24 protein-coding genes, 1 tRNA gene and 1 pseudogene are annotated in these 25,362 nt (G+C 46.3%); 17 read left to right on the top strand and 9 right to left on the bottom strand.

Annotated elements, in window-relative coordinates:
• The first annotated feature begins 57 nt into the window (after window positions 1-57).
• The 9 genes from proB to AB5H98_RS00310 all read left to right on the top strand — a co-directional run bounded on the left by proB (window position 58) and on the right by AB5H98_RS00310 (window position 8,932).
• Window positions 58-828: a glutamate 5-kinase gene (proB, locus tag AB5H98_RS00350; RefSeq protein ID WP_367923917.1), complete on the top strand. Its 771-nt coding sequence runs from the start codon at window positions 58-60 to the stop codon at window positions 826-828.
• Window positions 829-831: 3 nt separating this feature from the next.
• Window positions 832-2,067 carry a glutamate-5-semialdehyde dehydrogenase gene (locus tag AB5H98_RS00345; protein WP_367923916.1) on the top strand — a complete coding sequence of 412 codons (1,236 nt, stop codon included), beginning with the start codon at window positions 832-834 and terminating at the stop codon, window positions 2,065-2,067.
• Between the two features lie 19 nt (window positions 2,068-2,086).
• Window positions 2,087-2,902 carry a hypothetical protein gene (locus tag AB5H98_RS00340; protein WP_367923915.1) on the top strand — a complete coding sequence of 272 codons (816 nt, stop codon included), beginning with the start codon at window positions 2,087-2,089 and terminating at the stop codon, window positions 2,900-2,902.
• A gap of 123 nt (window positions 2,903-3,025) precedes the next feature.
• Window positions 3,026-3,730, top strand: a complete 705-nt coding sequence (locus AB5H98_RS00335; RefSeq protein ID WP_367923914.1) for a response regulator transcription factor — start codon at window positions 3,026-3,028, stop codon at window positions 3,728-3,730.
• Window positions 3,705-5,651 (top strand): sensor histidine kinase, encoded by a 1,947-nt coding sequence (locus AB5H98_RS00330; RefSeq protein ID WP_367923913.1) that lies wholly within the window; start codon window positions 3,705-3,707, stop codon window positions 5,649-5,651. Before AB5H98_RS00335 ends, AB5H98_RS00330 begins: the two co-directional genes overlap by 26 nt.
• A gap of 289 nt (window positions 5,652-5,940) precedes the next feature.
• Window positions 5,941-6,369: an Lrp/AsnC family transcriptional regulator gene (locus tag AB5H98_RS00325; protein WP_367923912.1), complete on the top strand. Its 429-nt coding sequence runs from the start codon at window positions 5,941-5,943 to the stop codon at window positions 6,367-6,369.
• Between the two features lie 238 nt (window positions 6,370-6,607).
• A tRNA-Met gene (locus AB5H98_RS00320) sits at window positions 6,608-6,684 on the top strand.
• A 427-nt stretch (window positions 6,685-7,111) separates the two neighbouring features.
• A complete protein-coding gene (locus tag AB5H98_RS00315) occupies window positions 7,112-7,861 on the top strand; it encodes a class I SAM-dependent methyltransferase (RefSeq protein ID WP_367923911.1) in 750 nt (249 codons plus the stop codon).
• Window positions 7,862-8,263: 402 nt separating this feature from the next.
• Window positions 8,264-8,932: a lysoplasmalogenase family protein gene (locus tag AB5H98_RS00310; RefSeq protein WP_367923910.1), complete on the top strand. Its 669-nt coding sequence runs from the start codon at window positions 8,264-8,266 to the stop codon at window positions 8,930-8,932.
• 214 nt (window positions 8,933-9,146) lie between these two features.
• Here the strand turns inward: AB5H98_RS00310 and AB5H98_RS00305 are convergent, their stop codons facing one another.
• The 8 genes and pseudogenes from AB5H98_RS00305 to AB5H98_RS00270 form a co-directional block, all read right to left on the bottom strand.
• Complete coding sequence (locus AB5H98_RS00305; protein ID WP_367923909.1) at window positions 9,147-9,671, bottom strand: HEAT repeat domain-containing protein; 525 nt, start codon at window positions 9,669-9,671, stop codon at window positions 9,147-9,149.
• 147 nt (window positions 9,672-9,818) lie between these two features.
• Window positions 9,819-10,172, bottom strand: a complete 354-nt coding sequence (locus AB5H98_RS00300) for a DUF3795 domain-containing protein (protein WP_367923908.1) — start codon at window positions 10,170-10,172, stop codon at window positions 9,819-9,821.
• Window positions 10,169-10,546, bottom strand: coding sequence for a DUF1801 domain-containing protein (locus AB5H98_RS00295; RefSeq protein WP_367923907.1), 378 nt, complete (start codon window positions 10,544-10,546; stop codon window positions 10,169-10,171). Before AB5H98_RS00295 ends, AB5H98_RS00300 begins: the two co-directional genes overlap by 4 nt.
• A gap of 360 nt (window positions 10,547-10,906) precedes the next feature.
• On the bottom strand, window positions 10,907-11,197 hold the full coding sequence (locus AB5H98_RS00290) for a DUF1905 domain-containing protein (protein WP_367923940.1): 291 nt from the start codon (window positions 11,195-11,197) through the stop codon (window positions 10,907-10,909).
• Between the two features lie 36 nt (window positions 11,198-11,233).
• Window positions 11,234-11,578, bottom strand: a pseudogene (locus AB5H98_RS00285) (DUF2200 domain-containing protein); the annotation flags it as partial.
• Between the two features lie 745 nt (window positions 11,579-12,323).
• A complete protein-coding gene (locus AB5H98_RS00280; RefSeq protein WP_367923906.1) occupies window positions 12,324-13,751 on the bottom strand; it encodes a RyR domain-containing protein in 1,428 nt (475 codons plus the stop codon).
• A 95-nt stretch (window positions 13,752-13,846) separates the two neighbouring features.
• Window positions 13,847-16,165 carry a TIR domain-containing protein gene (locus tag AB5H98_RS00275; RefSeq protein ID WP_367923939.1) on the bottom strand — a complete coding sequence of 773 codons (2,319 nt, stop codon included), beginning with the start codon at window positions 16,163-16,165 and terminating at the stop codon, window positions 13,847-13,849.
• Window positions 16,166-16,364: 199 nt separating this feature from the next.
• The gene (locus AB5H98_RS00270; RefSeq protein WP_367923905.1) at window positions 16,365-16,838 is read right to left on the bottom strand and encodes a hypothetical protein; all 474 of its coding nucleotides are present in this window, start codon (window positions 16,836-16,838) and stop codon (window positions 16,365-16,367) included.
• A gap of 290 nt (window positions 16,839-17,128) precedes the next feature.
• Here AB5H98_RS00270 and AB5H98_RS00265 point away from each other — a divergent pair, with 290 nt between their 5' ends.
• The 3 genes from AB5H98_RS00265 to AB5H98_RS00255 all read left to right on the top strand — a co-directional run bounded on the left by AB5H98_RS00265 (window position 17,129) and on the right by AB5H98_RS00255 (window position 18,730).
• The gene (locus AB5H98_RS00265) at window positions 17,129-17,545 is read left to right on the top strand and encodes a hypothetical protein (RefSeq protein ID WP_367923904.1); all 417 of its coding nucleotides are present in this window, start codon (window positions 17,129-17,131) and stop codon (window positions 17,543-17,545) included.
• A 155-nt stretch (window positions 17,546-17,700) separates the two neighbouring features.
• Window positions 17,701-18,183: a hypothetical protein gene (locus AB5H98_RS00260; RefSeq protein ID WP_367923903.1), complete on the top strand. Its 483-nt coding sequence runs from the start codon at window positions 17,701-17,703 to the stop codon at window positions 18,181-18,183.
• A gap of 145 nt (window positions 18,184-18,328) precedes the next feature.
• Window positions 18,329-18,730 (top strand): DUF3795 domain-containing protein, encoded by a 402-nt coding sequence (locus AB5H98_RS00255; RefSeq protein ID WP_367923902.1) that lies wholly within the window; start codon window positions 18,329-18,331, stop codon window positions 18,728-18,730.
• A 476-nt stretch (window positions 18,731-19,206) separates the two neighbouring features.
• Here the strand turns inward: AB5H98_RS00255 and AB5H98_RS00250 are convergent, their stop codons facing one another.
• On the bottom strand, window positions 19,207-19,857 hold the full coding sequence (locus AB5H98_RS00250; RefSeq protein ID WP_367923901.1) for a hypothetical protein: 651 nt from the start codon (window positions 19,855-19,857) through the stop codon (window positions 19,207-19,209).
• 676 nt (window positions 19,858-20,533) lie between these two features.
• Here AB5H98_RS00250 and AB5H98_RS00245 point away from each other — a divergent pair.
• The 5 genes from AB5H98_RS00245 to AB5H98_RS00225 are packed head-to-tail and all read left to right on the top strand — an operon-like array spanning window position 20,534 to window position 25,191.
• A complete protein-coding gene (locus AB5H98_RS00245; RefSeq protein WP_367923900.1) occupies window positions 20,534-20,665 on the top strand; it encodes a hypothetical protein in 132 nt (43 codons plus the stop codon).
• A gap of 25 nt (window positions 20,666-20,690) precedes the next feature.
• Window positions 20,691-21,341: a TrkA family potassium uptake protein gene (locus AB5H98_RS00240; protein WP_367923899.1), complete on the top strand. Its 651-nt coding sequence runs from the start codon at window positions 20,691-20,693 to the stop codon at window positions 21,339-21,341.
• 49 nt (window positions 21,342-21,390) lie between these two features.
• Window positions 21,391-21,858: a hypothetical protein gene (locus tag AB5H98_RS00235; protein ID WP_367923898.1), complete on the top strand. Its 468-nt coding sequence runs from the start codon at window positions 21,391-21,393 to the stop codon at window positions 21,856-21,858.
• 35 nt (window positions 21,859-21,893) lie between these two features.
• Window positions 21,894-24,497, top strand: a complete 2,604-nt coding sequence (locus AB5H98_RS00230) for a DUF4118 domain-containing protein (RefSeq protein ID WP_367923897.1) — start codon at window positions 21,894-21,896, stop codon at window positions 24,495-24,497.
• The gene (locus AB5H98_RS00225) at window positions 24,490-25,191 is read left to right on the top strand and encodes a response regulator (RefSeq protein ID WP_367923896.1); all 702 of its coding nucleotides are present in this window, start codon (window positions 24,490-24,492) and stop codon (window positions 25,189-25,191) included. The genes AB5H98_RS00230 and AB5H98_RS00225 overlap by 8 nt, the downstream gene beginning before the upstream one ends.
• Window positions 25,192-25,362 lie beyond the last annotated feature (171 nt).

Below are 25,362 nucleotides of genomic sequence, written 5' to 3'. Positions count from 1 at the left end.
TGAGCAAGCTATGGTATACTATATATCTATATGCGAGACAAAAAGTGGGGGACAAATATGCGAATCGTGGTAAAGGTGGGAACCTCTACACTGGCGCACGGCACCGGTAGGCTGAACATTCGTCGAGTGGAAATTTTATGTAAGACACTGGCGGACCTTCAAAATGCGGGACATCAGGTGATCCTGGTTTCATCGGGAGCAATTGGAATGGGTGTGGGCAAGCTGCTTTTGCAGAGCCGCCCAACCGATATTGCGACTAAGCAGGCGGCTGCTGCGGTAGGACAGTGCGAGTTGATGTATACTTACGATAAGCTGTTCACCGACTACAATCACACTGTGGCGCAGGTGTTGCTGACCGCGGAGGATGTAAACGATCCGGATCGACATCACAATATTGAAAGCACGCTGGAGCGTCTTTTGGAATTGGGTGCGATTCCCATCATCAATGAGAACGATACGGTCAGCACGGCAGAAATCAAGGTGGGCGACAATGACACCTTATCTGCAATTGTGGCGGTCAGTGTAAAAGCGGATTTGCTGATTCTTTTGTCCGATATCAATGGCCTATATACCGCTGATCCTCATACGCACCCGGATGCAAAACTCATTAGCGTTGTAGAGCATATTACGCCTGAGATGGAAGCGGCGGCAGGTGGGGCAGGCACCCGGCAGGGAACTGGCGGTATGATCACCAAGCTGGGAGCGGCTCGTCTGGCCACTTCCCATGGGGTCCCAATGGTCATTGCCAATGGTGAAGACCCCACACGACTGTATGATATTGTAGATGGAATGACGGTGGGAACTTTGTTCCTTGCAAAGGAGAGCTAAGGTATGACGACCGATCAACTGTTGTGTGAGGCGAAGGCGGCCAAGGCGGCCGCAGCAGCTCTTTCCACGGAAAAGAAAAATGAACTTTTGTGCGCAATGGCAGACAGTCTTGTGCGACATGAAAAGGATATTTTGCTTGCAAACGATCAGGATGTAGAGGCTGCCAAAGCTACCATTTCTTCGGTGATGATTGACCGGCTGCGCCTGACAAAGGAACGTATTGCCTCTATGGCCGATGGCCTGCGTGCAGTAGCTGCTTTAAAGGACCCTGTGGGAGATGTTTTGAGCCAAATTACCAGGCCCAATGGACTTGTCATTCGCAAGGTGCGGGTTCCTATGGGAGTAGTGGCTATCATTTACGAAAGCAGACCAAACGTGACGGCGGATGCGGCGGCCCTTGCGCTCAAAAGCGGAAATGTATGTGTGCTGCGAGGCGGCAAAGAGGCGATCCACTCGAATACAGCGATTGTGGAAGCATTGCGGGAGGCTCTGCGAGAAAAAGGCGTGCCTGAGACATTTATCAATTTGGTGCAGGATACTACGCGAGCCAGTGCGACGCAATTAATGGAAGCCCGAGGAATGGTGGATTTGCTCATTCCTCGAGGTGGCGCAGGCTTGATTCGTGCCTGTGTGGAGAATGCAAAGGTTCCGTGTATTGAAACCGGTACAGGGATTTGCCATGTATATGTGGACAAAGCGGCGGATTTGGACAAGGCTGTGCGCATTGTGTACAATGCCAAAACCAGTCGTCCCTCGGTGTGCAATGCGGAAGAGGTTTGCCTGGTTCACCGGGAGATTGCTCCTGTATTTTTGCCCCGCTTGAAAGAAGCGTTGGACGAAAAACAAGTGGAATTGCGTTTGTGCCCTGAAGCTTCGACCATCATTCCGGGAACACCTGCTGGCGAAAAGGATTTTGACACAGAATTTCTGGATTATATCCTGGCGATCAAAGTAGTGGGGGATGTGACCGAGGCCATCGCACATATTGCGGCTCACTCTACTGGTCACAGTGAGGCGATTGTCACCGAGGACAAGAGTGCGGCTGCCTTGTTCTGTGCGCAAGTAGATTCGGCGGCGGTTTACGTCAATGCGTCTACCCGATTTACCGATGGCGGTGAATTTGGACTTGGTTGTGAGATGGGAATTTCTACTCAAAAGCTCGGTGCACGGGGCCCTATGGGACTGTGCGAACTGACGAGCTACAAATACATCATTGAGGGCGACGGCCAGATACGCTGAGCCCGGAAGGAGAAAAATTATGGCAACACAACCTGAAGGCAAGGAGCTGAGCGCGCTGCGTCGCCGTCGTCGTCTGCGTCAGGTGTTGGGCGCGGTGGTTTGCGTGTTGGTGGTTATCGGTCTGTTCAGTGTGATTTCTGGTGGAATCCAATTAGGGGCCAAATTGTTTGATGATTCTGAGGAGAAAGAGTCCTACGAATTGCGTTTACGCAACTTGGTAGCGCTCGATCCGACCCCTTTTGACAGTTTGGATGAGGCCAATAAGAACACGCTCCTTAACGCTTTGATTTGGAGTTGTATCGGAGATTCCAGCAGTCACGAACATGATGAGACGGGTGCGATGTATCTTCCCACCATCGATATAGACAAAGCGGCTGCGGAACTGTATGGCCCTGATTTTAAATTTACGTATGAAACCTTTGAGGACCATGGTATGGTCTTTGAATATGTGGCTGAAAAGCAGGCTTATTTGCTGCCGGTCACCAGTGCGGTCAATGACTATTTCCCCAAAGTAGAGCGTATTAAACGCGAGGGAAATACCAAGCGTGTTACTGTGGGTTATTTGTCGCCTTTCGGTGCGGGTGGGGAGTTTAGTGCCAACATGGATATTACACCCACGAAGTATCAGGACTATATTTTCACAAAAATTGACGGAGAATATTACCTGTCTGCGATTGTAGCCAGTGAGATGAAACCTGAGACGGCGTCCAGTTCGTCGGTTGCGGCAAATTCTGTAGATGCGGCACCTCAAGAGATCATGGACGATTTGGCAAATAGCTTGCCTGCAGATTCTACAGCGACAGAAAGCGAAGTTTCGCAGGCTCCTGCAGAATAAATCAGAGCCCCGCATGGGATTGTGCGGGGCTTTTTTGTGTCATATTTAAGAAAATCGTAAGTCTTTTTAGCTGTCGAATGTCAAAAAGAACGGCTATTATATGCTTGGAAGGGGCGGTACATCATGGAACAGGCAACCATTTTGGTTGTGGACGACGACCGGGAAATCGTGGGAGCCATCGCAAAACTTTTGGAACTGGATGGACATCGAGTGTTACGGGCATACGATGGACTGGAGGCCTTGGAAATTCTGCATGAGCAGATAGTGCATTTGATTATTTTGGATGTGATGATGCCTCGTATGGATGGCCTTTCTGCTACGATGCAGGTTCGTCGAGAGAAAAATGTTCCAATTCTTCTCTTAAGTGCAAAAGCGGAAGATGCGGATAAAATTGCCGGGCTGTCCATCGGTGCGGATGACTATATGACCAAACCGTATAACCCCATGGAGTTGTCTGCTCGAGTCAAAGCACTTTTGCGACGGTATATGACCTTGGGCACGGTAGAGGGGATACCCAGCAGACCCGGAGTGATTCAATTGGGCGGACTGATGTTGGACACTCAAGCTAAAACCTTAGAGGTGGACGGCGCACCTGTCCGTCTCACCGCTACCGAATATCGTATCGTCCAGTTCCTTATGGAAAATCCGGGTCATGTGTTCAGTGCCTCAGAAATTTATGAGCACGTTTGGAATGAACCGGGTTTTGGTGTGGAAAACACCGTTATGGTGCATATTCGCCGTATTCGTGAAAAGATTGAAATTGATCCCAAAAATCCAAATTATTTGAAGGTGGTGTGGGGCCTTGGTTACAAAATGGAAAAGATTTAGTCGCAGCCCGGTTTTGAAAATATTGGCTTTTTTGCTCACGGCTCTGGTAGCGCTCGTGGGTCTGGGCATGACTGTTCGCCGCGTCGATTTGAGGGACGTATACACTGCATATCCTGAATTTACTGATTCTCCGCGGTATGCAAATCTGGTGGCAACGGCCTTCAATGACTGCATTGCAGTATCCCAGGAAGGCAGTGCGTACGGGGATTTTCATTATGAATACCTGATCCGCATGGGGGATAATGTATGGACCAACAGCGAACGAGATCTTTCGCAGATTGCCAAAGCAGGAGGCGATTGGGTCTATCACTATGAAAACGAAAAACTGACGGCGCCCGATAATACACCTGAGGACACTTGGCAGGTCTGGTATGACATAATGAGGTGGTCGGAAGTCGACGAGATGGTTCTCATTATGGATTCGGACTATATGGCGGAGAGAGTTGCTGACTACAATCGGGATTATGCCTTTGCGCAACGGTGGGAACGGTTTTTCTGGTTTGCAATCGCAGTTTTAGTTCTGCTCACTGCGTATCTGTTGGCGGTCGCGGGGCGTACTGGCCGAGACGATGAATTGCATTTGGTATTTGTGGATCGTTGGCCTACTGAATTTTTACTGGGATTTCTTATTACTTTGGCCATCGCTCTCATAATGTCGTTGCTAGTCACTTCTGATAGTTTGAGCGGCGGCAGAGCTGTCATGTATACGATGATGACGCTGGATTTGCTGATTGGATTGGTGGGACTAGCGGTATTTTTAAGTTTAGTCCGCAAGGCAAAAGCAGGTCGCTTATGGGCTGACAGTATCTTGAAGCATATATGTCAAGGCGTGGCGTGGTTGTGTCAGGGAGAGACTTGGCGCGTTTCGGGACAGATGGGAAAACGAGCAGTGAATCGCATTTTCTGGACCGGTATATTGTGCCTGATAATGAGTATAGTGCTATTGTTTTTGCTCTCTACGATATTTTATATCAGGATGATTTATCTGGCTGTGTTCTTTTTGGTAGGCTTGGTGTGCATAGCAGGCTGGATATATTTGTTGGCTATGCAGGCCAAAGACGGTCGCGAGATGGATGCATTGGCCAATCAGGTAGAGGCTGCTTCCGCTGGCAAAGAAACTCTTGCGGCATTGCCCGAAACAAGTCCTTTGCATAAAACCTCACTCCAAATTGCTCGGTTGGATGCAGGTGTCAAGGAAAGTTTGGCCACTGCGTTGAAAAGCGAGCGTATGAAGGTAGAACTGATTACCAATGTTTCACATGATTTGAAGACGCCTCTTACCAGTATCATCGGTTATTTGGATCTTTTGGAAAAGCAGTCTCTGCCTGCCGAAGCGGCAGATTACGTAAAGATTTTGCGAAAGAAGTCCGAAAGACTGGGCCATACGGTTAACGATTTGTTTACTCTGTCCAAGGCTACCAGCGGTGAGGAAACAGTAGTACTGGAGCCTTTAGATTTGGTCATGGCTGTACACCAGACTTTGGCAGATATGGATGATGCAGTAAAGAAGACGGGGATTCCCGTACGCATCACGCTTCCGGACAGTGCTTGGGTCTTTGCAGAAAATCGGCGGTTATACCGAGTTTTGCAGAATATTTTGGATAACGCACTGCGATATTCTTTGGCAGGCACTCGGATTTACTTGGAGATTATCTCTCGACAGGACCAAACTCGTTTGACCCTTACAAACACTGCGGGTTATGAAATGGATTTTACCGAAGAGGAGATTCTTCAGCGTTTTGTCCGCGGGGACAAAGCGCGCACTACCGAGGGAAGTGGCTTGGGACTATCGATTGCTGAAAGTTTTATGGATAGTTTCGGTGGTCGTCTGAGTGTGGATATCAGAGGTGATTCTTTCACCGTTACACTTACTTTTGCGAGCGCCCCGGAGCAGAAAGAATCAAATCCAGAAGAAACTTAAAAATGTACAAAAGCAAAAGGAGCCGCTTTACAGCGGCTCCTTTTGCATAGAGGGGTGGGAAAGTATAAATAAATTTAGGGAAAATCTTTATTGCAGGTATAATTTTAACAAATTTGCTTATTTTGTCAAACCTAAAATTGCAAAAATACTTTATTTAATTATTTACAAACCCAAATATGAATAATATAATTAAGAAAAGGGGAAAGGTTTTCATCAAATTTTTACTAAAAAAATAGAACAGTGTTTTGAACTTAAAAACATTAGAAAATTGGCTTTAGAGGTCGGAGAAATGGACGAACTAGATCGAAAAATTTTACGTTTGTTGGCGGAAGATGGCCGTATGACGGTAAAGAATATTGCGCAGCGCGTGGCACTTACAAGTCCTGCCGTAAGCGAGCGAATTCGACGCATGGAGTCCAGTGGCGTCATCGCGGGATATACGGTCGTTTTAGGGGGAGAACCAGATAAAAATGCGATTGATGCGCTGATCAGCATTTCTGTTTCCCCGTCAGATCGAGAGAGATTTTTGAATATGGCAGAAACTCAGGACGGGGTACAACAGTGCTTTCATGTTACGGGCAGTCATAGTTTTATTGTAAAAGTGCATTGTTCAGGAATTGCGGCGTTGGAGCATCTCATCAACCGTTTCCAAAAATTGGGGCAAACCAGCAGTCAGATTATTTTATCAACACCGGTGGATAGACATAGTACGATTTAATGGTTGGCGCTATTTTGTACAAAGAGTGAAATGCCCCCCAAAAGCCCAAATGCAAAGAACGGTATATTTGTTCGGGATAGTGACGAATGATTGTGAAGTGAACAAGTGTTTGGTTTGTCCGGATGGTGAAAAAGAGTAATTCCTAATAGATTTAAGAGATTTTTTTAAAATTTGTTGACAGACCAATCTTTTGGTGGTAAAATAATTAAGCACTCAAGAATGGAGCGCAATAATAGATCGCGGAGTGGAGCAGTCCGGTAGCTCGTCGGGCTCATAACCCGAAGGTCGTTGGTTCAAATCCAGCCTCCGCAACCATCAAATCGGTCAACCATTGGTTGGCCGTTTTTTTGTATGTGGGCATAAAATGTTTCTGGCATTTCGGGCGTTGGGGAGGAGTTGAACGAACGACTACCGATTTTCGGCCCTTTTTCTTTACGTTTATCATAGGGAATATGTTCATCAATAAACAATTCGTTTATGGCCGATGTAGATTTTAGCTTTCATAATGCTTTTGACCTGCGCTATCGTCCATGTGCGAGCCTACATCTAAATGACCGCCCGTCCCGTATATCGGGAAGGTGGAAAAACGGCCTAAAAACAGCCTGCTTCCACGCTCTCGGAATTGTGGTACAATAATAAAGCCAGAGTGTTAAATCGGAGTTTGCAGGTGTGAATGAAGAAAACCTTATATCTGCGCAGGATATAGAGGCACTGTTCCTATAAGCAATTCTGGAGGAATAGAATGAGTGAATTAAAACAAAACTATTATGGCAGCTTGTGTACTGAAATGTACGAAATCTTACATGAACAAGCACCACAGGACGAATTGGACTTTTATCTTTCCTATGCAGAAAAGGGAAAGAAAATCTTGGAACCTCTTTGCGGCAGCGGACGGTTTTTAGTTCCGTTTTTAAAGCGTGGATTTGACATCAGTGGGATGGATTTGTCAGGAGAAATGCTGGCGAAATTAAAGCAGAAAGCGCCGAACGCAAAAGTGATACAGGCGGACATCATCAACTATGCCGTACAGGAACAGTTTGATTATATTTTTATTCCATCCGGTTCCATCTCACTGTTTACAGACATGAGGATGTGCCAAGGAATTTTGCAGAAGATGAAAGAATTTCTGGCTCCCGGCGGGAAATTTGTGTTTGCAGTTGATACCGTCTTTGACCGATGTGAAGAGGACAGTGACTACAAAGTAAATGTTTCGGTGAAAACAAAAGAGGGATACGACTTGATTCTGAAAGGGAAAAACCACTACGATGAAAAAAGTCAGACGCAGTTTTCCCCGTCCATTTACGAACTCTATCACGGAGAAGAATTGCTGCAAAGTGAAACCATGGATTTTCAGACACACCTGTACCAATACGGGGAGATGGACGAATATCTGCGGGGATGCGGCTTTAAGAACATATCCGTCTATTCCAATTATCAGAAAGAACCCGCAGTCAATGACCAGTGCGAAATGTTCCTCTATGAGTGTGGCTAAGCACTTTGAGGGATCGGTCGCCTTGACTGCCCGTTCAGCGAGACGGAGGGCGGCAGTCAAGGCCGGGTGTAAACCCGTTCATTTCAGCCTTCGCGGTTGCCCCCGGTCCTGCTGCTTTTCCGGGATTGTGGCCACAACATACTATAGCCAAGCTATAAAGGATATAGTTACCTCAAATATCATTTGGGGAACGACACGCCACTAAAAGAACGGTAAAACGTCAAGTTTTACCGTTCTTTTCTTTTTGCCTATTGAGAAAAATGCGGATTTGTCCGTGGGGTGTCCGTTGGGAAAATCAAGGCTCCCCAAAGACTCTACTGGATTTTTGGGCGGGGCACAAATTGACGGCCAAGCGTTTTTTGCCTATACTGAAAGTGAAACAATGCAAAGGAGGCGCGGCCTATGAGCATACCGTATATAGTCGGAATGGGAGCGGCCTACACCGCCGCCCTGTGGTTGCTGGTGCGGCGGCTTCGCTTGCCGGGTCGGGGCTATCTGCCCGAAAAAATATTGTGCAGTCTCTGCTTTGTGGCCGTAGCGGCGGCATGCGCTGCCCTGGGCAGCCGTCCCGAAGCTTTTTGGCAGTTACTGCCGGCGTTGCTGTGCTGTGTGCTGGGGGATATGGTACTGGCGCTCTACAACCACCTGCGCCGTCCGGGCCTGTTTTTGGCCGGACTGGGAGCCTTTCTGGTCGGACATATTCTGTTTGTGTGGGGTCTGTGCCAGTTGCGGCCCATGGGCTGGCCAGTGCCGCTGGCCGCGGTGCTGGGGGCTGGCGGCGCGGCAGCGCTGTCCGGCATGCCGGGAATGCAGACCGGGCGGATGCGCCCTTGGGTGGTGCTTTACGCAGCCTTTGTTTCAGCACTGCTGGGCAAGGGACTGCAGCTAGCCTTTGGCATAGCCCAGCCCTGGTGCTTTCTGGTGCTGGCTGGGGCGGCGCTGTTTTGGATTTCGGATCTACTGATCCTGTTTCTGTATTTTTACCCTTCAAAGTCCCCTGCCGTGCACGTCGCCAATCTTTTGACCTACTACTATGCCATGTTTCTGATTGCAGCCAGCCTCGCGGTCTGAGAACGTGGGAACTCCATAACTTTGCAGCAGATGTTGGAACGGCAGCGCTGCTTCTTTGCCTTTGAAGTCACCCGATTTTCTCAAAATATTTTTTTGTCAACTCGTGTCATGATGAAGTTGACAGATTCCGAACGGAGTCTGTCAACTTTTTATATTTCAAAGAGCGGAGAGTGGTATAGATCCATGTGGTTCACAATCGGGACAGACCGTGAGCCTATCTAAATTTTTTAGCTTTTTTTAACGCTTTACTGTATTGGTTCTTTACACCGGTTTCCTCTTCTTTTTCGTACAAATGAGAGATTTGTTCAAAAAGAGGTCCTCTTGCATATTGCGGGATTATAACAATGCGGGACAAAGCATAAGCGCTTGCCCATCGAATCACCGTTCCCTCATGGTCCGCATTTTGCAATAAAGCGGTTATGGCATGGTCAAGATTCTCAGGAAAAGCATCTGCAAGATTTCCGACGATTCTGGAAGCTTCTCTTTTGCATGAAGGATCAGAAGACAAAATATAACTTTCTGACAGTTTCAGATAATCTTTTTCCAAGGAAAACTCTTTGGAACGACTAACTTCTTCAATGGCTTCCAATAAAAGAGAAACCTTTTTTTCGGGCAAAAGTGAACAGGCAGCAGAAACTGCGGAAAAATCAAAGCTTCCGTTGATGATTCCTTCAATAATAGCTTTCCTCTTTTCCAAGCGCTTAACGGATTTGTCGTCGATGATTTGTTTGATTGTCATAGCTGTTTCCTCTTATCAATAAAAAGTATAGAAATGAAAACATCGGGATTACTGATTTGACCCTCCGGTCTGCCTGAAGGAAAAATATGCGGAGCAAATGATACCGCCCACTGAACCCTTTCGTGTTCCAGTGAGCGGTATTTTGTTCTAATGTTCCGGTGCGGAGTATTTTCCGTAAGCGTTTTTCCAGGCTTCTGCTGTTTTCAAAAAGGCGGCATAATCATGGCTGCGGATAAACTCCAGCGCCTGCCCATACTTGGCGTATTTATAGCCGGGATGGTGGATAAAAGCCTGAATGATTACGCAATGGTCATAGTCTCTGCAATCTGCGCAGGTGACATACCCTTTGGTCAGACAGCATCTTTTTATTTTGCATTTTGCGCGAGTTAAATCCCGAGAACCATCCCAATAGCCCAGCTTGCAGCCTTTGCAGGTCTTTTGAAATTCACGGCAGGGCTTGCAGTACGCCCCGCAGCAACCGATTTTTTCTGTGTCGTTCATAGATCGGAGCTTCTTTCTGCATGATAGCTATTCAGAAAATCACGAATACTCTCTTTGACCGCAGAAAACGATGTCTCATCGCCGTATTTGACGTTGATGCATCGTTTCCCCTTTTTGCACGCAGGCAGCTTTTCAGCCAGACGCTCCACGAACTTCTCGTCAGAAAAATGGATGGAAAAGTGGTTTTTCGCAGCGGAAATTGCGACATATCCATCCTTCATCTGTTTCCCCAGCAACCACATGGGCATGGAAAATGATATTTTATTGGTCAGTTGAGGATATTCGGTGTTCATAAATTCAAGAAATGCGAGGATATACCGTTGTTGGCTCTCGCTTAACAAAGCAACATATTCAGAAATTGAAGCTGCACCCATATAGAATATCGCTCCTATCGGAAGAGATTATCATAAATAGCTGGCTATACGATTGATGCACTTGCTATGATTCACAGTATACCGCGAGTTTCAGATTTAAAGCAATAGTAAGAAATATCTTTTTGTGTATATGGATAGGAGCAAAGCCGCAGGTCTTTCTGCGGCTTTGCTCCTTTGTTGTGAATGGAAGGCTTGAAGAGAATACAAATCGTGCAATGGGATCTCTATGACCCATAGATTGTGTTCTAAGGGGCCATCAAATGTAATAAGACCAGCAGAAGGTGAGTAGAAATGGATATCAATACAACAGGCCACTTTATTATGAAGCTCCGAAATCAAAAGGGATATACGCAAAAAGAATTAGCTGAAAAACTTTACTGTGATTTTTACAGTATCGCCTGGCTGTTTTCCTATTTTTGCCCGAATGTCTTTGCGGATGCCAATGATATAGCAAACAGAACCATCTTCATTTTTAACACCCATATTTACGATACTACCAGAATATGGTTCGCCATCAAAGGTGATTTGTGCTTTGACACGCCCTTTCCCAAACTCTTTACGGATGTCATAAGGAAAGCGCACATAAGCTCCGCCCTTGTCCGGCACGGGTTCTATAATGGAACAAAACTCATATACTTTTCCATTATTCATGTTTCCAATTTCTGGACTTTGACTTTCCGTTTGATTTCGTAATATCTTCTCCAGAGCCTTGCCTTTGGCAAGTTCATCGATAAGCTTGTCCAGATATCTAATTTCCTGCATTAGCGGCTCCTGAATGGTTTCCACACGCACACCGCATACAACTCCGGTAATCTGTTTCCGATTGGGATTTAACTGCGGGGCGTTACGGAAAAAATCACCATATGTCAGGGAACTTTTCACAGCCTTTTCGATTTCTTCTGCGGTATATCCGGTTAGCCAAGTGACTATTTGTGTCACTTCATCCAGCGTTCGTCCTTTTTTCTCTGCTTTAGCAACAAGAAGTAAGTATACTTTGCTGAAACTCATGTCATAAATTTTTTCATTGCGCATAAAATCTCACTCCTATCTTTCTTATTTGCAAATATGGACAAGTTCCCTCATTAGCGGGATTTGGCTCGCAAGCACAACATAAATTCTACGCCCATATCTGCCTTTCTCCATATCCTTAGTGCCGACATTCCGGTTTTGGTAAATAAAATTCTTTGTATTATTTTTTTGAACTTGAGTACCATTTTATCCAACATCCAGTACAAATCGAATTTATTATAGACTAACTCGCTAGCCGTTTCAAATTCACTATTTTTGAGTCATGTTACAAATCATAAGTTTGTTGCGAATACTTTAAGCAGTGAAGCAATTTTTTATATCCCAAAACGCGGAAAAGCCGCAGGTTCTCCTGTGGCTTTTCGCTTTATAATCAAAGATTTAAGGAGCTTATGTTGCGTCATGATAACTGTTTTCGGCAGAACAGTGCTCCTAAAAAGAAGAGTGATAACGATGTAAAGCAAGCTTGATAGCGTTTTGAATGAGTAAAAGAGGATTAAGGTACAAAAGCGTCGGTTATTTCCACGGAGAGGTTCGCCGGTCAATCCAAAAAACAAAGCGGTGAGTTAAAATTTTTACAAAAATGAGCAGTTCCGATACATAAGTCATTTTTGAATGCGAACAGGTAAAGTTTAAGATCTGACTTGATAAAAAATAAGGAAATCCCCGTAAATAGTTTGTTTACGGGGATTTCCTTAAAAGTTTTTCATCTTTACAATGTCTTCCAAGAAGTGGTGCCAAACAGTATAAATCATTCCACCGACAAGAGAATTCGAATGTTCTCCCGGTCTTTTTCCTTGTCCTCTTCTGAGAGCTCGCCATAGGGGATGAGGTCGGTATGAATCCGCCGGATGGGGTCTTTGCGTTTACCATTTTCCGGATGACCAAAGGTCCAGTTGTGGAGATAATGATATCGGCACCAGCGGATGTGTTCGAGCTCCGCCAGTATTTCCATAGTTTCTCCAGAAAGTTTCTCTGCCGATGCAGAAAGTCCTTGCTCCGCCAACATCTCCAGACGTACCGGATGGTAATCTGCCGCGCTGATATTAGATTCTCGGGTAAAGGCGTCTAGCTTGGCCCACTCTGACTCCCGATTTTCCGCCGTTTCATCCACACCGTTATATAGGTGGCTATACCGCAGATTAATGGCTTTCGCTCTGGCTAAAAGTATATCATCCAGAACTACCTTCGGACCAAAGGCTTCTTGCTCCCAGGCAAACAGTCGCAACCGAGGATGTTCTGCCAAGGGGCTGGCAGTCAGCGCCGCCCCGGCGAAAACATCTATTTCTTGTCGGGTGGTGGCCAGCAGTAAGTTGTCCAGCAGCTTTATCTGCCCTTCTTGCTCCAATACGAGCAGAAGATCGGCCTGTTCCAACAGGGCAAGCTGTGCGTACCAGGGTTCACGATGAAATACAACCGGGTCTTCCATTCGGGCGATGCCTGGATGAATGGACTCAAATTGTTCTCCATCGCCAAAAATGTGGTACTCAATGTGCTGGTCCGGAACAAAAATATTGTTTTGCAGTCCCCGCACAAGCAATTCCTCTCCCAGTTTTTCCAACCCGATAAAGACGATCTTCAGCCGGTGACGTTGCCGGAGAGATAGTGCGTACGTGCCGCGCTGTCGCCAGAACAGGCGGGCGGCGTTTTCCTCCGGGCAGAAAAATCGAAGGCGGGGATTTTTTGCTGAGGCAACAGACAGGCAGCGGCACTGCAAATACACCCGACTTTTCTCCAGTTCCTGCCGGTGCTCCCGGTAGAAGGCAAAATTCTCCTCCTCGGGGCCTGCCAGAATGTACCGATGGGCAGGAACCAGTGCCTTGCCACCATCCACGCCCTGTCGGCCCAACTGTTCCAGCAAAATGGATTTGGCCGGACCTGAACCGTATACCGCCACGCTGTCCTCACGGAAATACCGCATCCAACTGCCCAGCACTCGGCGGAGCATCCCGACAGCCATCACCACCCAACTGGCAGTAACCAGGGGAGCGGTCCAGCGGGCGATTTCTACCCACACATTGGGGGGAGTGGTCCCATAATTTATAAAGTACATGCCTATGCACTGATAAAAGGAATCCAGAAAGGGTTCCCTTTCCACTGCTACCAATCCCACCAAACCGCAGACCAAAGGTAGAACAAAGAGAATAATTTTTCTTCCAAGCTCAGCAATTTTCTTCATGGAATATAACCCCTTCCTAGATGAATGAGAGTTGCGTTTTGAGCAGTCCAACGGGACCGGACAAGAGTGTAGAGAGAGTTTCTGTCGGATGCAGCTCAGTCCTCTGTTTGTGCCAGTAGTTGCTGGAGAGTGTCTCTGTATTGGCTATAGCGGGAGATGTCCGGGTAGGCTTTTGCCAGTCGCTTCCAAATCGACAGGGAACGGCGTAGCAGTGCTGAATCTACACCGGACAAAGTGGCCAGCTTGAACAATCGAACACCCAGATGATCCCACATTTTCGGCAAATCCGTTTTCTCTGCCAAAGCCTCATAAATGGAACGAGCTTCCTCCAGATAGTGCCGAGCGCTCTTTAAATCTTTTCCTTCCCTGCACAGATCGCCCAACCGACTGTATGTGTCGGCCAAATCCTGCCGGTCTTTATCCGTGCCAGATGCCTGCGCCAACGTTTGCGCAACCGCCAGTCCCTCCTCATACCAGTGCCGGGCGGTTAAAAGATCTCCTTCTTCAAGACACAAATCACCCAGATGATAATAGCCGTTCGCCATTGCACGGCGGTCTGGGTTGGTGCCGACTTCGGAGGCCAGTGCTTGAGTAAGGTCCAGATATCCTTCATACCAGTGTCGAGCGGCTGAAATATCACACTCTTTCAAGCTCAGGGTGCCGAGTCTGTTGTAGAAGTTGGCCATGCTTTGGCGAGCTTCGATGGACCTGCTCTCCTGAGACGATGCGTTGGCCGCCTCAAGTCCCTTTTCATACCAGTGTCGGGCTGCTGTCAGGTTTTCCTTTGCCATACAGATATCGCCTTGATATCGGCAGTTGGTTGCAAAAAACAGTCTCATTTTGGCGGTCATTTCTTCGCCTTCCAGTGCAAGGAACCACTTCATGCCCTCGTCGGCCCAATGCTGCGCCATGTCAAAATCCTCACGGTCGATGCATAGGTTGGCCAATTGAGACATCGCATACGCTAGGAATGGCCGAAAACCCGGTATGGAACCGGACAGCGCCTGAAACCATTCGACTGCTTTCTCATACCACATCTGGGCAACTTCCGGCTTGTTTTGTGTCTGACAAAGCTCTCCCAGCTTCAAATAGCCGGACGCAGCATATGGCAGGCTATTAAAAAAGCCCATTTTATATCCTTTGTCACACAGCGATAACAGCTCTTTCTCCCAGATGGCCTGTGCAGACTTTGGCTGGGAAAGTTCAAAATAAAAATCGCTCAGATTCCACAGTGCATTCGCATATGCAGTAAAAGTCTCTTGTGACTGGCGTGCTTGCCATTCCTCTTGGCGCACGGAGCACAGCCGTCGCTGCCATAGGACTGATGCGTCCCAGTTTTTTGCCATGCCTTCGCCATTGCGATACATGTTGGCCAGTTTTTCTATAGCTTCAGGAAGGCTAGCTTCGGCAGCGTTGTGAATCAGGTTAACTGCTCGCTCCTTGTCCACCTCCACGTCGATTCCCGTGAGGTAGGCTAGACCGATGAAGAAGTTGTGCTTGGGGTCGCTGTCACTCGCGCGCAGGGCAAGTCCGTACAGAGCCGCTTTCAGTTCCTCTGATAAGAGAGGCTTATCTTTCCCGGATGTGCAGGGAGGAATACCTGGATAGGCTGCCTCCAATCCAGAGCGGTCGGACGGGACCATCTCCACCGGCAAGATGGGTTTGCCGCTGCTTTTGGCGGCGGGAAACTCTTCGTTCATTACATAGTTGGGCCGTTCAAGCAGATGAGGGGTCACCGCCAGCACAAAAAGTTGACTTTTTTCCAGAGCTTGAGCGATTGCCTGGTTGAAGTCTTCACCGGGAGTCAGATATTCGTCGTACCAGATGGCAATGTTACGGCAAAACTCGTTCTCATGGATCAAACGCATGAGAGCCTGAGCCTCCCGGCGGTCTTTTTTTCGGTAACTCAAAAAAATGTAGGCGTCGAAAGCGGCCCGTACCTGGGCGGCCAGTTCGTCTCCAATAAGAACAGATTCCAGAAATTTTTTCAGCCGCACCTCATAGGGTAGGGCAGTGGGATCGGTTTGATGAGGGTCCAGGCATTGTAGATCACCACATTTTTCATTGAACAGTCTTTCCAGCCCCTGCTCCTGGAGGATGGGCAGCACTGGGATGTGCTGCGCAATGGCCAAAGGAAACTCCCATTCCAGAGCCGAAGAGGCGGTGGTGAGCAGCCGGGTGGTTACTGGCAGCACAAACAATTGCATCGCAGCTAGGTCGGTTTCTCGCTCTTCCCGTTGAAGTGGGGAGAGTGGAACTTCGGGTTCTGGGTCATACCAGACAGCACAATCTGCCAGAGTGAGCAACTCTTGAACCGTGGCGTCCAAAAAGACCTTCTGATCCGCTGGATGGCTGCAGAAATATACCCGGGGTTTTCCCTGAGGGCTGGTGTTTCCTCGGGTGCGGTAAACCATCTGAGACAAGAAACATCCTCCTTCCTATGATTTCGGTGGTTTTCAAAGATAGCTCATTCCAGATGGGGGTATTCCGTCATGCCAATGAATGTAAATGAAAAGCTGACAGAATATCTAACAATACGAGAGAGACTACTGTATATAGCTTGCAATTCTACTGCTATGCGGACTGAGCAGAGAATACATGCAATAAAGTTTTTTAGAATATCTGACCGGATGAAAGATTGTTTCTTAATTCTGCATGCCAGCAATCTTCCAATGCAGAGGGCACCTTGTAACTTTTATATTCCGTAAGAAAACCTTCGTGCCCCATAAAGAATTTAGAGCCTTGGAAGTCTCGATAAAGCGACTTTGCACGGGCCATCGAGTCGGAGTACGATACAAAATGAACAGTTTGGGTGCACCAGACAGGAACGCTGGTAATAGAAAGCTCACCGAAAGGGAACCGGTCGTAGAAAGAGTTGTCAGCAGAATTCCAGGTGACCAAATCTTGGTCGCCGCACAGCAGAACCCATACTGACTTTTTATCTGAAAAAACAGAAAAATAGCCTTTGTCAATCAGTGTGCGAAAAAGATCGCTGAAACGGGTATCGTCATCCAGCGGGAAGGCATGCGGACAATCTTCCCCAGGAATCTCGATTTGAATATGAGATTTTTGCAAGGCTCGACTCATATTACACCTCGGAAATTTTGGCTATGCTGTGAAGAAACATCACCGCAGAAAACTCTTTCCTGCGCATCAAGGGACCGTCTTTTTATCTAAAGTATAATACAGACACAGAAAATTGCAAAAGGTGTTTGAAAGACGTCTTGTCCCGCAACGGTAGAACGTTGTGAAAAAGGGTTTTTGTTAAGAAGTTCGAATAAGGGCATTGGGCGGAACGATCGTTTTTTGATAGCGGTCGTCGATACTGGCTTTCCATGTTTTCCTGTGATACAATCGACCCAAAGGAGGGGAGCTATGTGGCAGTTGTGTTTACGTTGCTGAGCATCAGTGCACTGGTTGTTTGTCTGGTTTACATACTTTATTGCAACGGTTTTGCGGTTATGAACGCAAAATCTGCACTGCTTTATGTCGGATATCCTCGATGGGGAAAAAGACGCAACTGCATCCAAGCCAACTTTGTCTCTTGCAATGGCATGACCAAACAGATTGTCCGCCTTTCGCCATCTAAACAATATCGGTTTATTTTTTCGTCTTGCACAACAAAGGGACATGTTTGTGTGGAAATATACGGCAAGAGAAAAGAGCTTGTTGCTCGATTAGACGGCGAACACTCCGATGCGTTGATTTTTTCAAAGAAAAGAACAAATTATCGTGTCATCACAAGATTTATGAAAGCAGACGGACAGTTCAAGCTGGTTTGGAATGAGATATAACTCTGTGATTCATCTAAAATTACGCAACTGACAAATGAAAGGTGCTTTGTCCGAAACGTTTGTTATGAATGTAGAAAATTCCGCACGCCTGTGATAAAATCAGAGCCAAAGCGGTCCGAAAGAAGTTGCATCATAACCGATGAGGCGGTGATAGAATGGATTATCAAGCGGCATTCTATGAATTGTTTACAGATGACCCGGTGAACTGGGGCAAGTGGGTGCTCGTATTTGCTGTGCTCATTTTGGGATACAGGTTCAGCATCCCACTGTTCAAAAAGGTTTCCTATCGGCTCGGCCTTGACTACAAGTGCGACCTTGCTCGGGCGAGGGGACATGTAATCAAGGCGTTTATTCAGGATCGGTACTGCACTGGTGATCCCGGAAATTATGACTGGCACGCAAAATATAAATATTCCATCGATGGAAAAACATTGACTTATCGAGCGTTTTTCAAGCATCCCAATCAACCGCCTCGGATTTTGTATCTATATTATGTCAACAACCCGCGGCGTTTGTTTGCCCGGGATGAATATCACTGGAATGTCCTTTACGGATTAATCATGCTGCTTATCATCTTCCTGCCATGGATCTTGGCGTGCATCACCATGGTGGTGTTGCGGATTCCTTTGCCTCAATGACGGCAACACTTTCTTTTCTGCATTTGGTGTTTTTTTGCTCGGCGGTACTTTTTATTCAGAGGGCCAGCGATGCCAGCCGAAAATTTGTTGTTTGCGGATAGTGGTGGAAAGATTTAGATAAATGCGAGAATGATGGAGGACAACGATGATTCAACAACTTGTAGCGCCTTGTGGTATGAACTGCGCTTTATGTCAAGCATATCAGGGCAAAGGCCTTGCTTGTTATGGTTGCGGTCATGGCGGAGAGAGAAAAGCTTGTCAAAATTGTTCTATACAAAAATGCGAAAACAAAAAGACGTTCTGCTTTGAATGTGCGAAATATCCCTGTAACAGGTTAAAGGCATTGGACAAACGATACCGGACAAAATATCACATGAGCATGTTGGAAAATCTTGATTTTATTCAAGCGAAGGGTCTTGATGAATTTATTAGACAGCAGGAAGATAAATACAGATGTGCTAAGTGTGGAAATTTAAAAACCGTTCATCAGGACTTTTGTATCTATTGCGCGAGCATGGATAAAGGAAGCAGAAAAAAGAAAACATAGACTCACCCAACAGTCCGGATGTTTGACTTGCGGAGAGAGCTCCTTTGTCCGCAAGTCAAAAAACTAAAAAGTAGACTGGAATATGATTCCATCGGGACGAAAATCGGGGAGAGATACGTGTTTGGTTAAAAAATCCCGCTGCATATCTGGCTCACCTAAGTCGTCAGGCTATTCTTGGTGATTGATTGAGTGACGCCGTGCTCCAACCAAACTGGAGGGGGCCTCTCGGGATTCCTCAGAGTAGAGATGAGATTAGACAATTAACAAATGCCTTTAAGATGAAAATGCTATCTGTTTCTAGTTCCTTACTTAAAAACAGCGATGAATCAAAAGATTCATCGCTGTTTTTTTGCCCAATACGCCCAGAACATTATCATGTGGAAATATCCGAGTCAATCAGCCAATTCCAGCAGGGGATGAGAGCCTCCATTGTCTTATTGGAAACACCAGAAATATCTCATCGCTCCAGTGACCAATCATCTTTCATGTCTTTGCAGAAAATGAGCAGCTTTTTTGGCCACTGATTTTCGCGAGTTGTTTAACTGAGTACGTGCGAAATCCAGCATGGCCTCTTGGTTGTTTGACACATCAAAATAGCGGTCAAAGCAATCCAAAACATGGCCGCACATTACTTTGTTGCATTCGTCAGACGGTTCTCCGTGGTACAAATAGATAATCCGCGGAACTTCCAGCAGCCTTTTTGTAATATCGCCTTCCCATTCAGGCGCGGCCTGTACAATCTTCCACGCATTGCCTGCAACATTTGCTGCCGTAATCATTTTCGGATCTCGAATCAGCCCGAAATATTCTTCATAGACGGAGGAGAAAAGGTGTTGTGTATCCACCGTCGCGAGATTTGCCAGTATCAATATGCTGTCCCATTTGATAAAGCTGTTGGAATCTTGCAGCCAGTGTGCCACGTCGAAAAAATATGGATAAATTTTATCCGGTTGCTGTTCGCTTAAAATACGGAGGATTTTGGTACAGCCATACCGCACGGCGGAGCGCTCGGTCCGGACAAATTCAAACAAAGTGTTCAGAAGCTCTGGGGTGTTTCCCGCTTCTGTGACCAGGTGGTTCAGATTCGGTTTTGATTTCAGGCGCAACAACAGGCTTTCTCTATCCATGATGTTCTCCTTTTCTATTATAAGCTACGGCTTTATTGTAACAGTTTCGGAACTGCACCTCAAGCGGTGTGCATAGTTCCTGATGTCAAATAGGATATCCGTTCGATTATTGCTTTGAGAACTTTATCGCTTTTTTGTTAATGTTTTCCAAATAAAACACGGCGTTTTCTTAATAAATGCCAAAAGAACTTTCGAGCGGAGCCTTTACAAAGGCTCATCCTGGACGGGATGTAATGCTGTTTGTGCATAAGCGATGATGAAGCGCATGCTGGGATGAAGTGAAAGGACCCTGCGATAACAGATGATATGGACAGCGGACCAATCGTCCAGTTCATGGTGTTTACTTTGGTAGCGTTGTGCCCTTGTACCGCCATCCTCGCAGTGTCATTTGCATTGCAGTTCAGGGGTGACAGCCTTAAAAATCTTAACACAATCTTAATGTGCAGCGAAACACATTAACACTTTCTTTAGCCGGGCTATGGATAATATGAGATATAAAGAAATGATAAAAATAATAAGTCTCTTTTTCGTGTGACTATTCTAGGCTTTCTGTTGGTTGTTTTAACAGAAAGCCTTTTGCTGATTCAAATCGGTAGATTGGATGTTGTCACGGCAGCAAGGACCTTCGCGATTTTATCTGACTGTTTGATGCAGTACTATGCCATAAGCAATTGCGGTGCCGGTATTAAGTTTGGCAGGATTCGTTTTGAAGCTGGTCACTTTGGCGGTTTTAGCAGGAAACAGTTTTTTTGCAGGCGTGTTCAAAGTCAATGTGTGCCTTGCGCAGAAACAAATTGTCGTGGAATAAAATGAATGATAAAAATGGAGGATTTATGAAAACAATTTTATTAATTGGCTTGGGACGTTTTGGTCGGCACATCGCAATGAAGCTGAATGAACTGAACGATCAGGTTATGGCAATAGATCAAGATGAAAGCCGAGTAAATGCGGTTTTGCCCTTTGTGACAAACGCGCAGATCGGTGACAGTACCAATGAGGACTTTCTTGCGACCATCGGCGTGCGGAACTTTGACGTGTGCATTGTTGCCATTGGCGATAATTTTCAAAGTTCTTTGGAAACTGCTTCTTTATTGAAAGAGCTGGGAGCGAGAAAAGTTGTTGCAAGAGCCTCAAGGGACGTGCAGGCAAAGTTTTTACTGCGCAGCGGTGCCGATGAGGTTGTCTATCCGGAAAAACAGGCGGCTATTTCGACTGCGCTCCGTTATGGTTCGGACCATATTTCAGATTACATTGAATTGGGCGACGACCACGCCATCTTTGAAATCGAAGTCCCGCAAAACTGGGTGGGAAAAACGATTGGGCAACTGGATATCCGCAATCGTTATCAGGTGAATATTATGGCAATCAAAAAGAACGGAAAGTTTGCCATGACTGTTATCACTTCGGATACGTGCCTGCCGTCCGAAAGTACGATGTTGGTTTTGGGAACGCAACGCGACGTTCAGCGGTGTTTTCATTTTTAAGAGTCAGTGTTTCAGAAAATCTTCTGCTGTTTGAAAGGGAGAGACGGAAATGGAAGATATCATCTGGCTAGGAAGTCTTTTTGCGATGGCGGTTTTCGGATACTATGTGATGTATCGTTTGGGAATCTTTCTGGAAAAAACACAAAAAGAAAATCAAACGCAAGAAAAAACACAGAGGCTGCACATTGCTGCATCCGCTCCTGAGGATATACCGCTGCTTTTGAATGTCGCCGAAAAATATCCTGACATGGAATATGTTTTATCCGTCGGACAGGAAGAGCAGATAGTGAATTGTTTGAAAGCGGGAAATGTAGATGCGGCGATTGTATCGGCACAGGCGAAAAGCGATTCCAACATGCAGTGTGAACTTTTGGATTTAGATCCGGTCCCTTTCACCGTATGTGATTCACAAAGAGAAATTTTTCCGGTTGAAACCTGTGTGCAACACAGAAAAATCGTATGGAACACAGGAGTTTCGCTTCCTTTCATAAAGGACATTTGTAAGTACAAATTTTGAAACTGTGCTATACTACATGGGAAAGGAGGGAAACAATGGACAGAGTGATTCCCAAGTGTGGGAAACTGACAATTTTTACAAGTTATGCACCCGGCGCGGGAAAAACATATGCGATGCTTCAAGCTGCTTTGAAAGAAAAACAAGCTGGTCGTGATGTGGTAATCGCGTCACTTGACGGTGAGCAATGGCCGCAAACGAAAAAGTTTGCGCAGCAATTTGAAACCGTGCCTTGTCGCGCAAACTGTGAGATTGACTCGGATGCTTTTCTTGCAAGAAATCCACAGATAGTTTTAGTGGATGACCTTGCACACTCCAATTCAGACAGTTCCCGTCACATGAAGCGATATCAGGATGTGGATGAACTGTTGAAGGCTGGACTAAATGTTTATGCAACACTCAATATTCAACATATTGAAAGCCTTCAGGATACGATGCGTTCCATACTGGGCGATAGCGCGGATGAGCGAATTCCGGATTACATTTTTGATGAAGCTTCCCAGGTGGAATTCATAGACATAGAGCCGGTAATGTTACAAAAGCGGTTACAGGAACAAAAGGACGAGGCTCTGCTAGAAAAATATCCGTTGTCACGATTAAATGCGCTTCGGGAGGTGGCCCTCCGGCGTTGTGCGGATCGTGCGGCATTGTATACGCAAGGAATGTCCAGCAGAGCGCCTTATCACACGCATGAGCATATTTTGGTATGCTTATCTACGGCTCCTTCCAATGAAAAAATCATTCGCACGGCTGCACGGATGGCAGCGGCATTTCGATGCGGATTGACGGCATTGTTTGTCGAAACCAGCGATTTTCAGAGAATAAAAGAAACAGATAGAGAGTCTCTGCGTTCCCATATTCATTTGGCGCAGCAGATGGGGGCTTCTGTCGAGACAGTTTATGGGGATGATGTCGCATATCAGATTGCGGAGTTTTCCCGTCTGTCGGGTGTTACCAAAATTGTTTTGGGCCGCAGTGAAATCCCTCTCCGCTTTGCTTTTCGAAAAGCCTCTTTGTCAGAACGTTTGATTGAACTGGCGCCGGAGCTTGACATTCATATCATACCGGATCGCGATACGGAAAAACAATTTGTGAACAAGCATCGTGAAATCATGCGTATGCCGTCTGTATCGATACTGGACCTGGTAAAAAGCGCAGGGTTCCTTATTTTAGCAACATTGATTGGGATTTTGTTTTACAATTTAGGTTTTACGGAAGCGAACATCATCACCCTGTATATTTTAGGGGTCATGCTGGTTTCCGTATCAACGAAAAGCTCGGTTTGCAGTTTTATCGCCTCGATTGTCAGTGTTCTGACCTTTAACTTTTTCTTTACTTATCCACGTTTTACATTTCACGCCTATGACAGCAGCTACCCAGTCACATTCTTGGTGATGTTTTTGGCATCGCTGATTACGGGATCGTTGGCAAGCAGACTGAAATCTCATGCAAAACGTTCCGCGCAAGTAGCATGGCGGACCAAACTTCTGTTCGAAACCAATCAAAAACTTCAAAAAGAACGGACACAAGCCGATATTTTCTGCGTAACAGCCGCTCAACTTCTGAAAATATTTCAAAGAGATATTATAACGTATCAAATTGAAGGTGAACGGTTGAAAGAACCGGCTGTTTTAAAGGCAGACAATAGCGCATTGACGGATCGATATATTTCACCGAAGGAACGGGAAGTCGCACAATGGGTCGCAACGAATAATAAGCGAGCAGGTGCAGGAACAGAAACCTTTTCGGATTCCTGCTGTACATATTTTTCAATTCGCACTGGTGAGCATGTATACGGAGTTGTAGGAATTGCAGCAGCGGATAAACCGTTGGACTCCTTTGAAAGCGGAATTTTGCTTTCTGTTTTGGGAGAGTGCGCGCTGGCACTGGAAAATCAAAAAAATTTGGAAGAAAAAGAAGCCGCCGCGGTTTTAGCCAAAAATGAACAGCTTCGCGCAAACCTGCTTCGTTCCATTTCTCATGATCTGCGCACGCCGCTTACGTCTATTTCAGGAAATGCCAGTAATCTCTTGTCCAATGGAGATCTGTTTGATGAAAATGCCAAAAGGCAGATGTATACGGATATTTATGACGATTCCATGTGGATGATCAATTTGGTGGAAAATTTGCTGTCGGTCAGCCGGTTGGAGCAAGGGCGTATGAATCTACATGTATCCACTGAACTGATCGACGAAGTAGTGGCGGAAGCTTTGCGTCATGTCAACCGAAAAAGTGCAGAGTATCACATAACGGTTCAAAATACTGAAGAGTATCTTTTGGCACAGATCGATGCGAAGCTAATCGTCCAGGTCCTTATCAATTTGATTGATAATGCGATCAAGTATACGCCTGTGGGCTCGCAAATCGACATTCGATGGGAAAAGCAGGGCTCTTTTGTTTTTGTCTCTGTGGCTGACAATGGTCCTGGCGTGTCTGATCAGGCAAAGCCCCGCATTTTCGATATGTTTTACAGCGCATCCAACGAAATCGTTGACAGTCGGCGCAGTATGGGTTTGGGCCTGGCATTGTGTAAATCCATTGTCAACGCCCACGGTGGAGAAATCACCGTGTCCGACTGTGTACCACATGGTGCAGTTTTCACATTTTCAGTGCCTTCCGGGGAGGTAGAACTACATGAATAAACCCTTGATTTTGGTGGTCGAAGACGATACACCGGTGCGCAATTTGATCACGACTACGTTAAGAGCCCACGATTATCGTTTTCTGAGTGCAGTGAATGGAGAAACGGCCGTTTTGGAAGCGTCTTCTCACAATCCGCAAATCGTTCTTTTGGATTTGGGTTTGCCGGATATGGATGGAGTGGAAGTGATTCACAAAATTCGCTCTTGGTCCAATATGCCCATCATCGTGATCAGTGCGCGCAGCGAAGACACAGATAAAATTGAGGCACTGGATGCTGGTGCGGATGATTATTTGACGAAGCCTTTTTCTGTGGAAGAACTGTTGGCACGTCTGCGTGTCACGCAGCGGCGGTTGGCTGCCGTACAGTTTGGCGAAATCAACACAGAGTCGGTTTTTACAAACGGAGCGTTGAAAGTCGACTATGCGGCAGGTTGCGCCTTTTTAAATGAGCAGGAGCTCCATTTGACGCCCAGTGAGTACAAGCTGTTGTGTCTGCTTTGCAAAAATGTGGGAAAGGTGCTTACTTACACATTTATTACCCAGCAGATTTGGGGAAGAAGCTGGGAAAATGACGTTGCATCGCTGCGTGTGTTTATGGCGACGCTCCGCAAGAAATTAGAGAAAGAGCCGGGGTCGCCTCAGTACATTCAAACACATATCGGCGTCGGATATCGCATGATGAAAGTTGAATAGTGATAAAAGCAATGCGACGGATGCAGACATTAAATATGAAAAGATTTTTCAAATGAAAAGGAGAGAAGTGTACTTTAAAGTACAAAAAAGAGGCAACGAATTCTGAAGATTCGTTGCCTCTTTTTTTGCGGTCAAAGTTAAGATGGTTGCTCCCAATGGGCAGTAGACGTC

This window comes from uncultured Ruthenibacterium sp., assembly GCF_963558415.1.
Classification (GTDB): Bacteria; Bacillota; Clostridia; order Oscillospirales; family Ruminococcaceae; genus Ruthenibacterium.
This window is presented reverse-complemented; position numbering and strand designations above follow the sequence as displayed.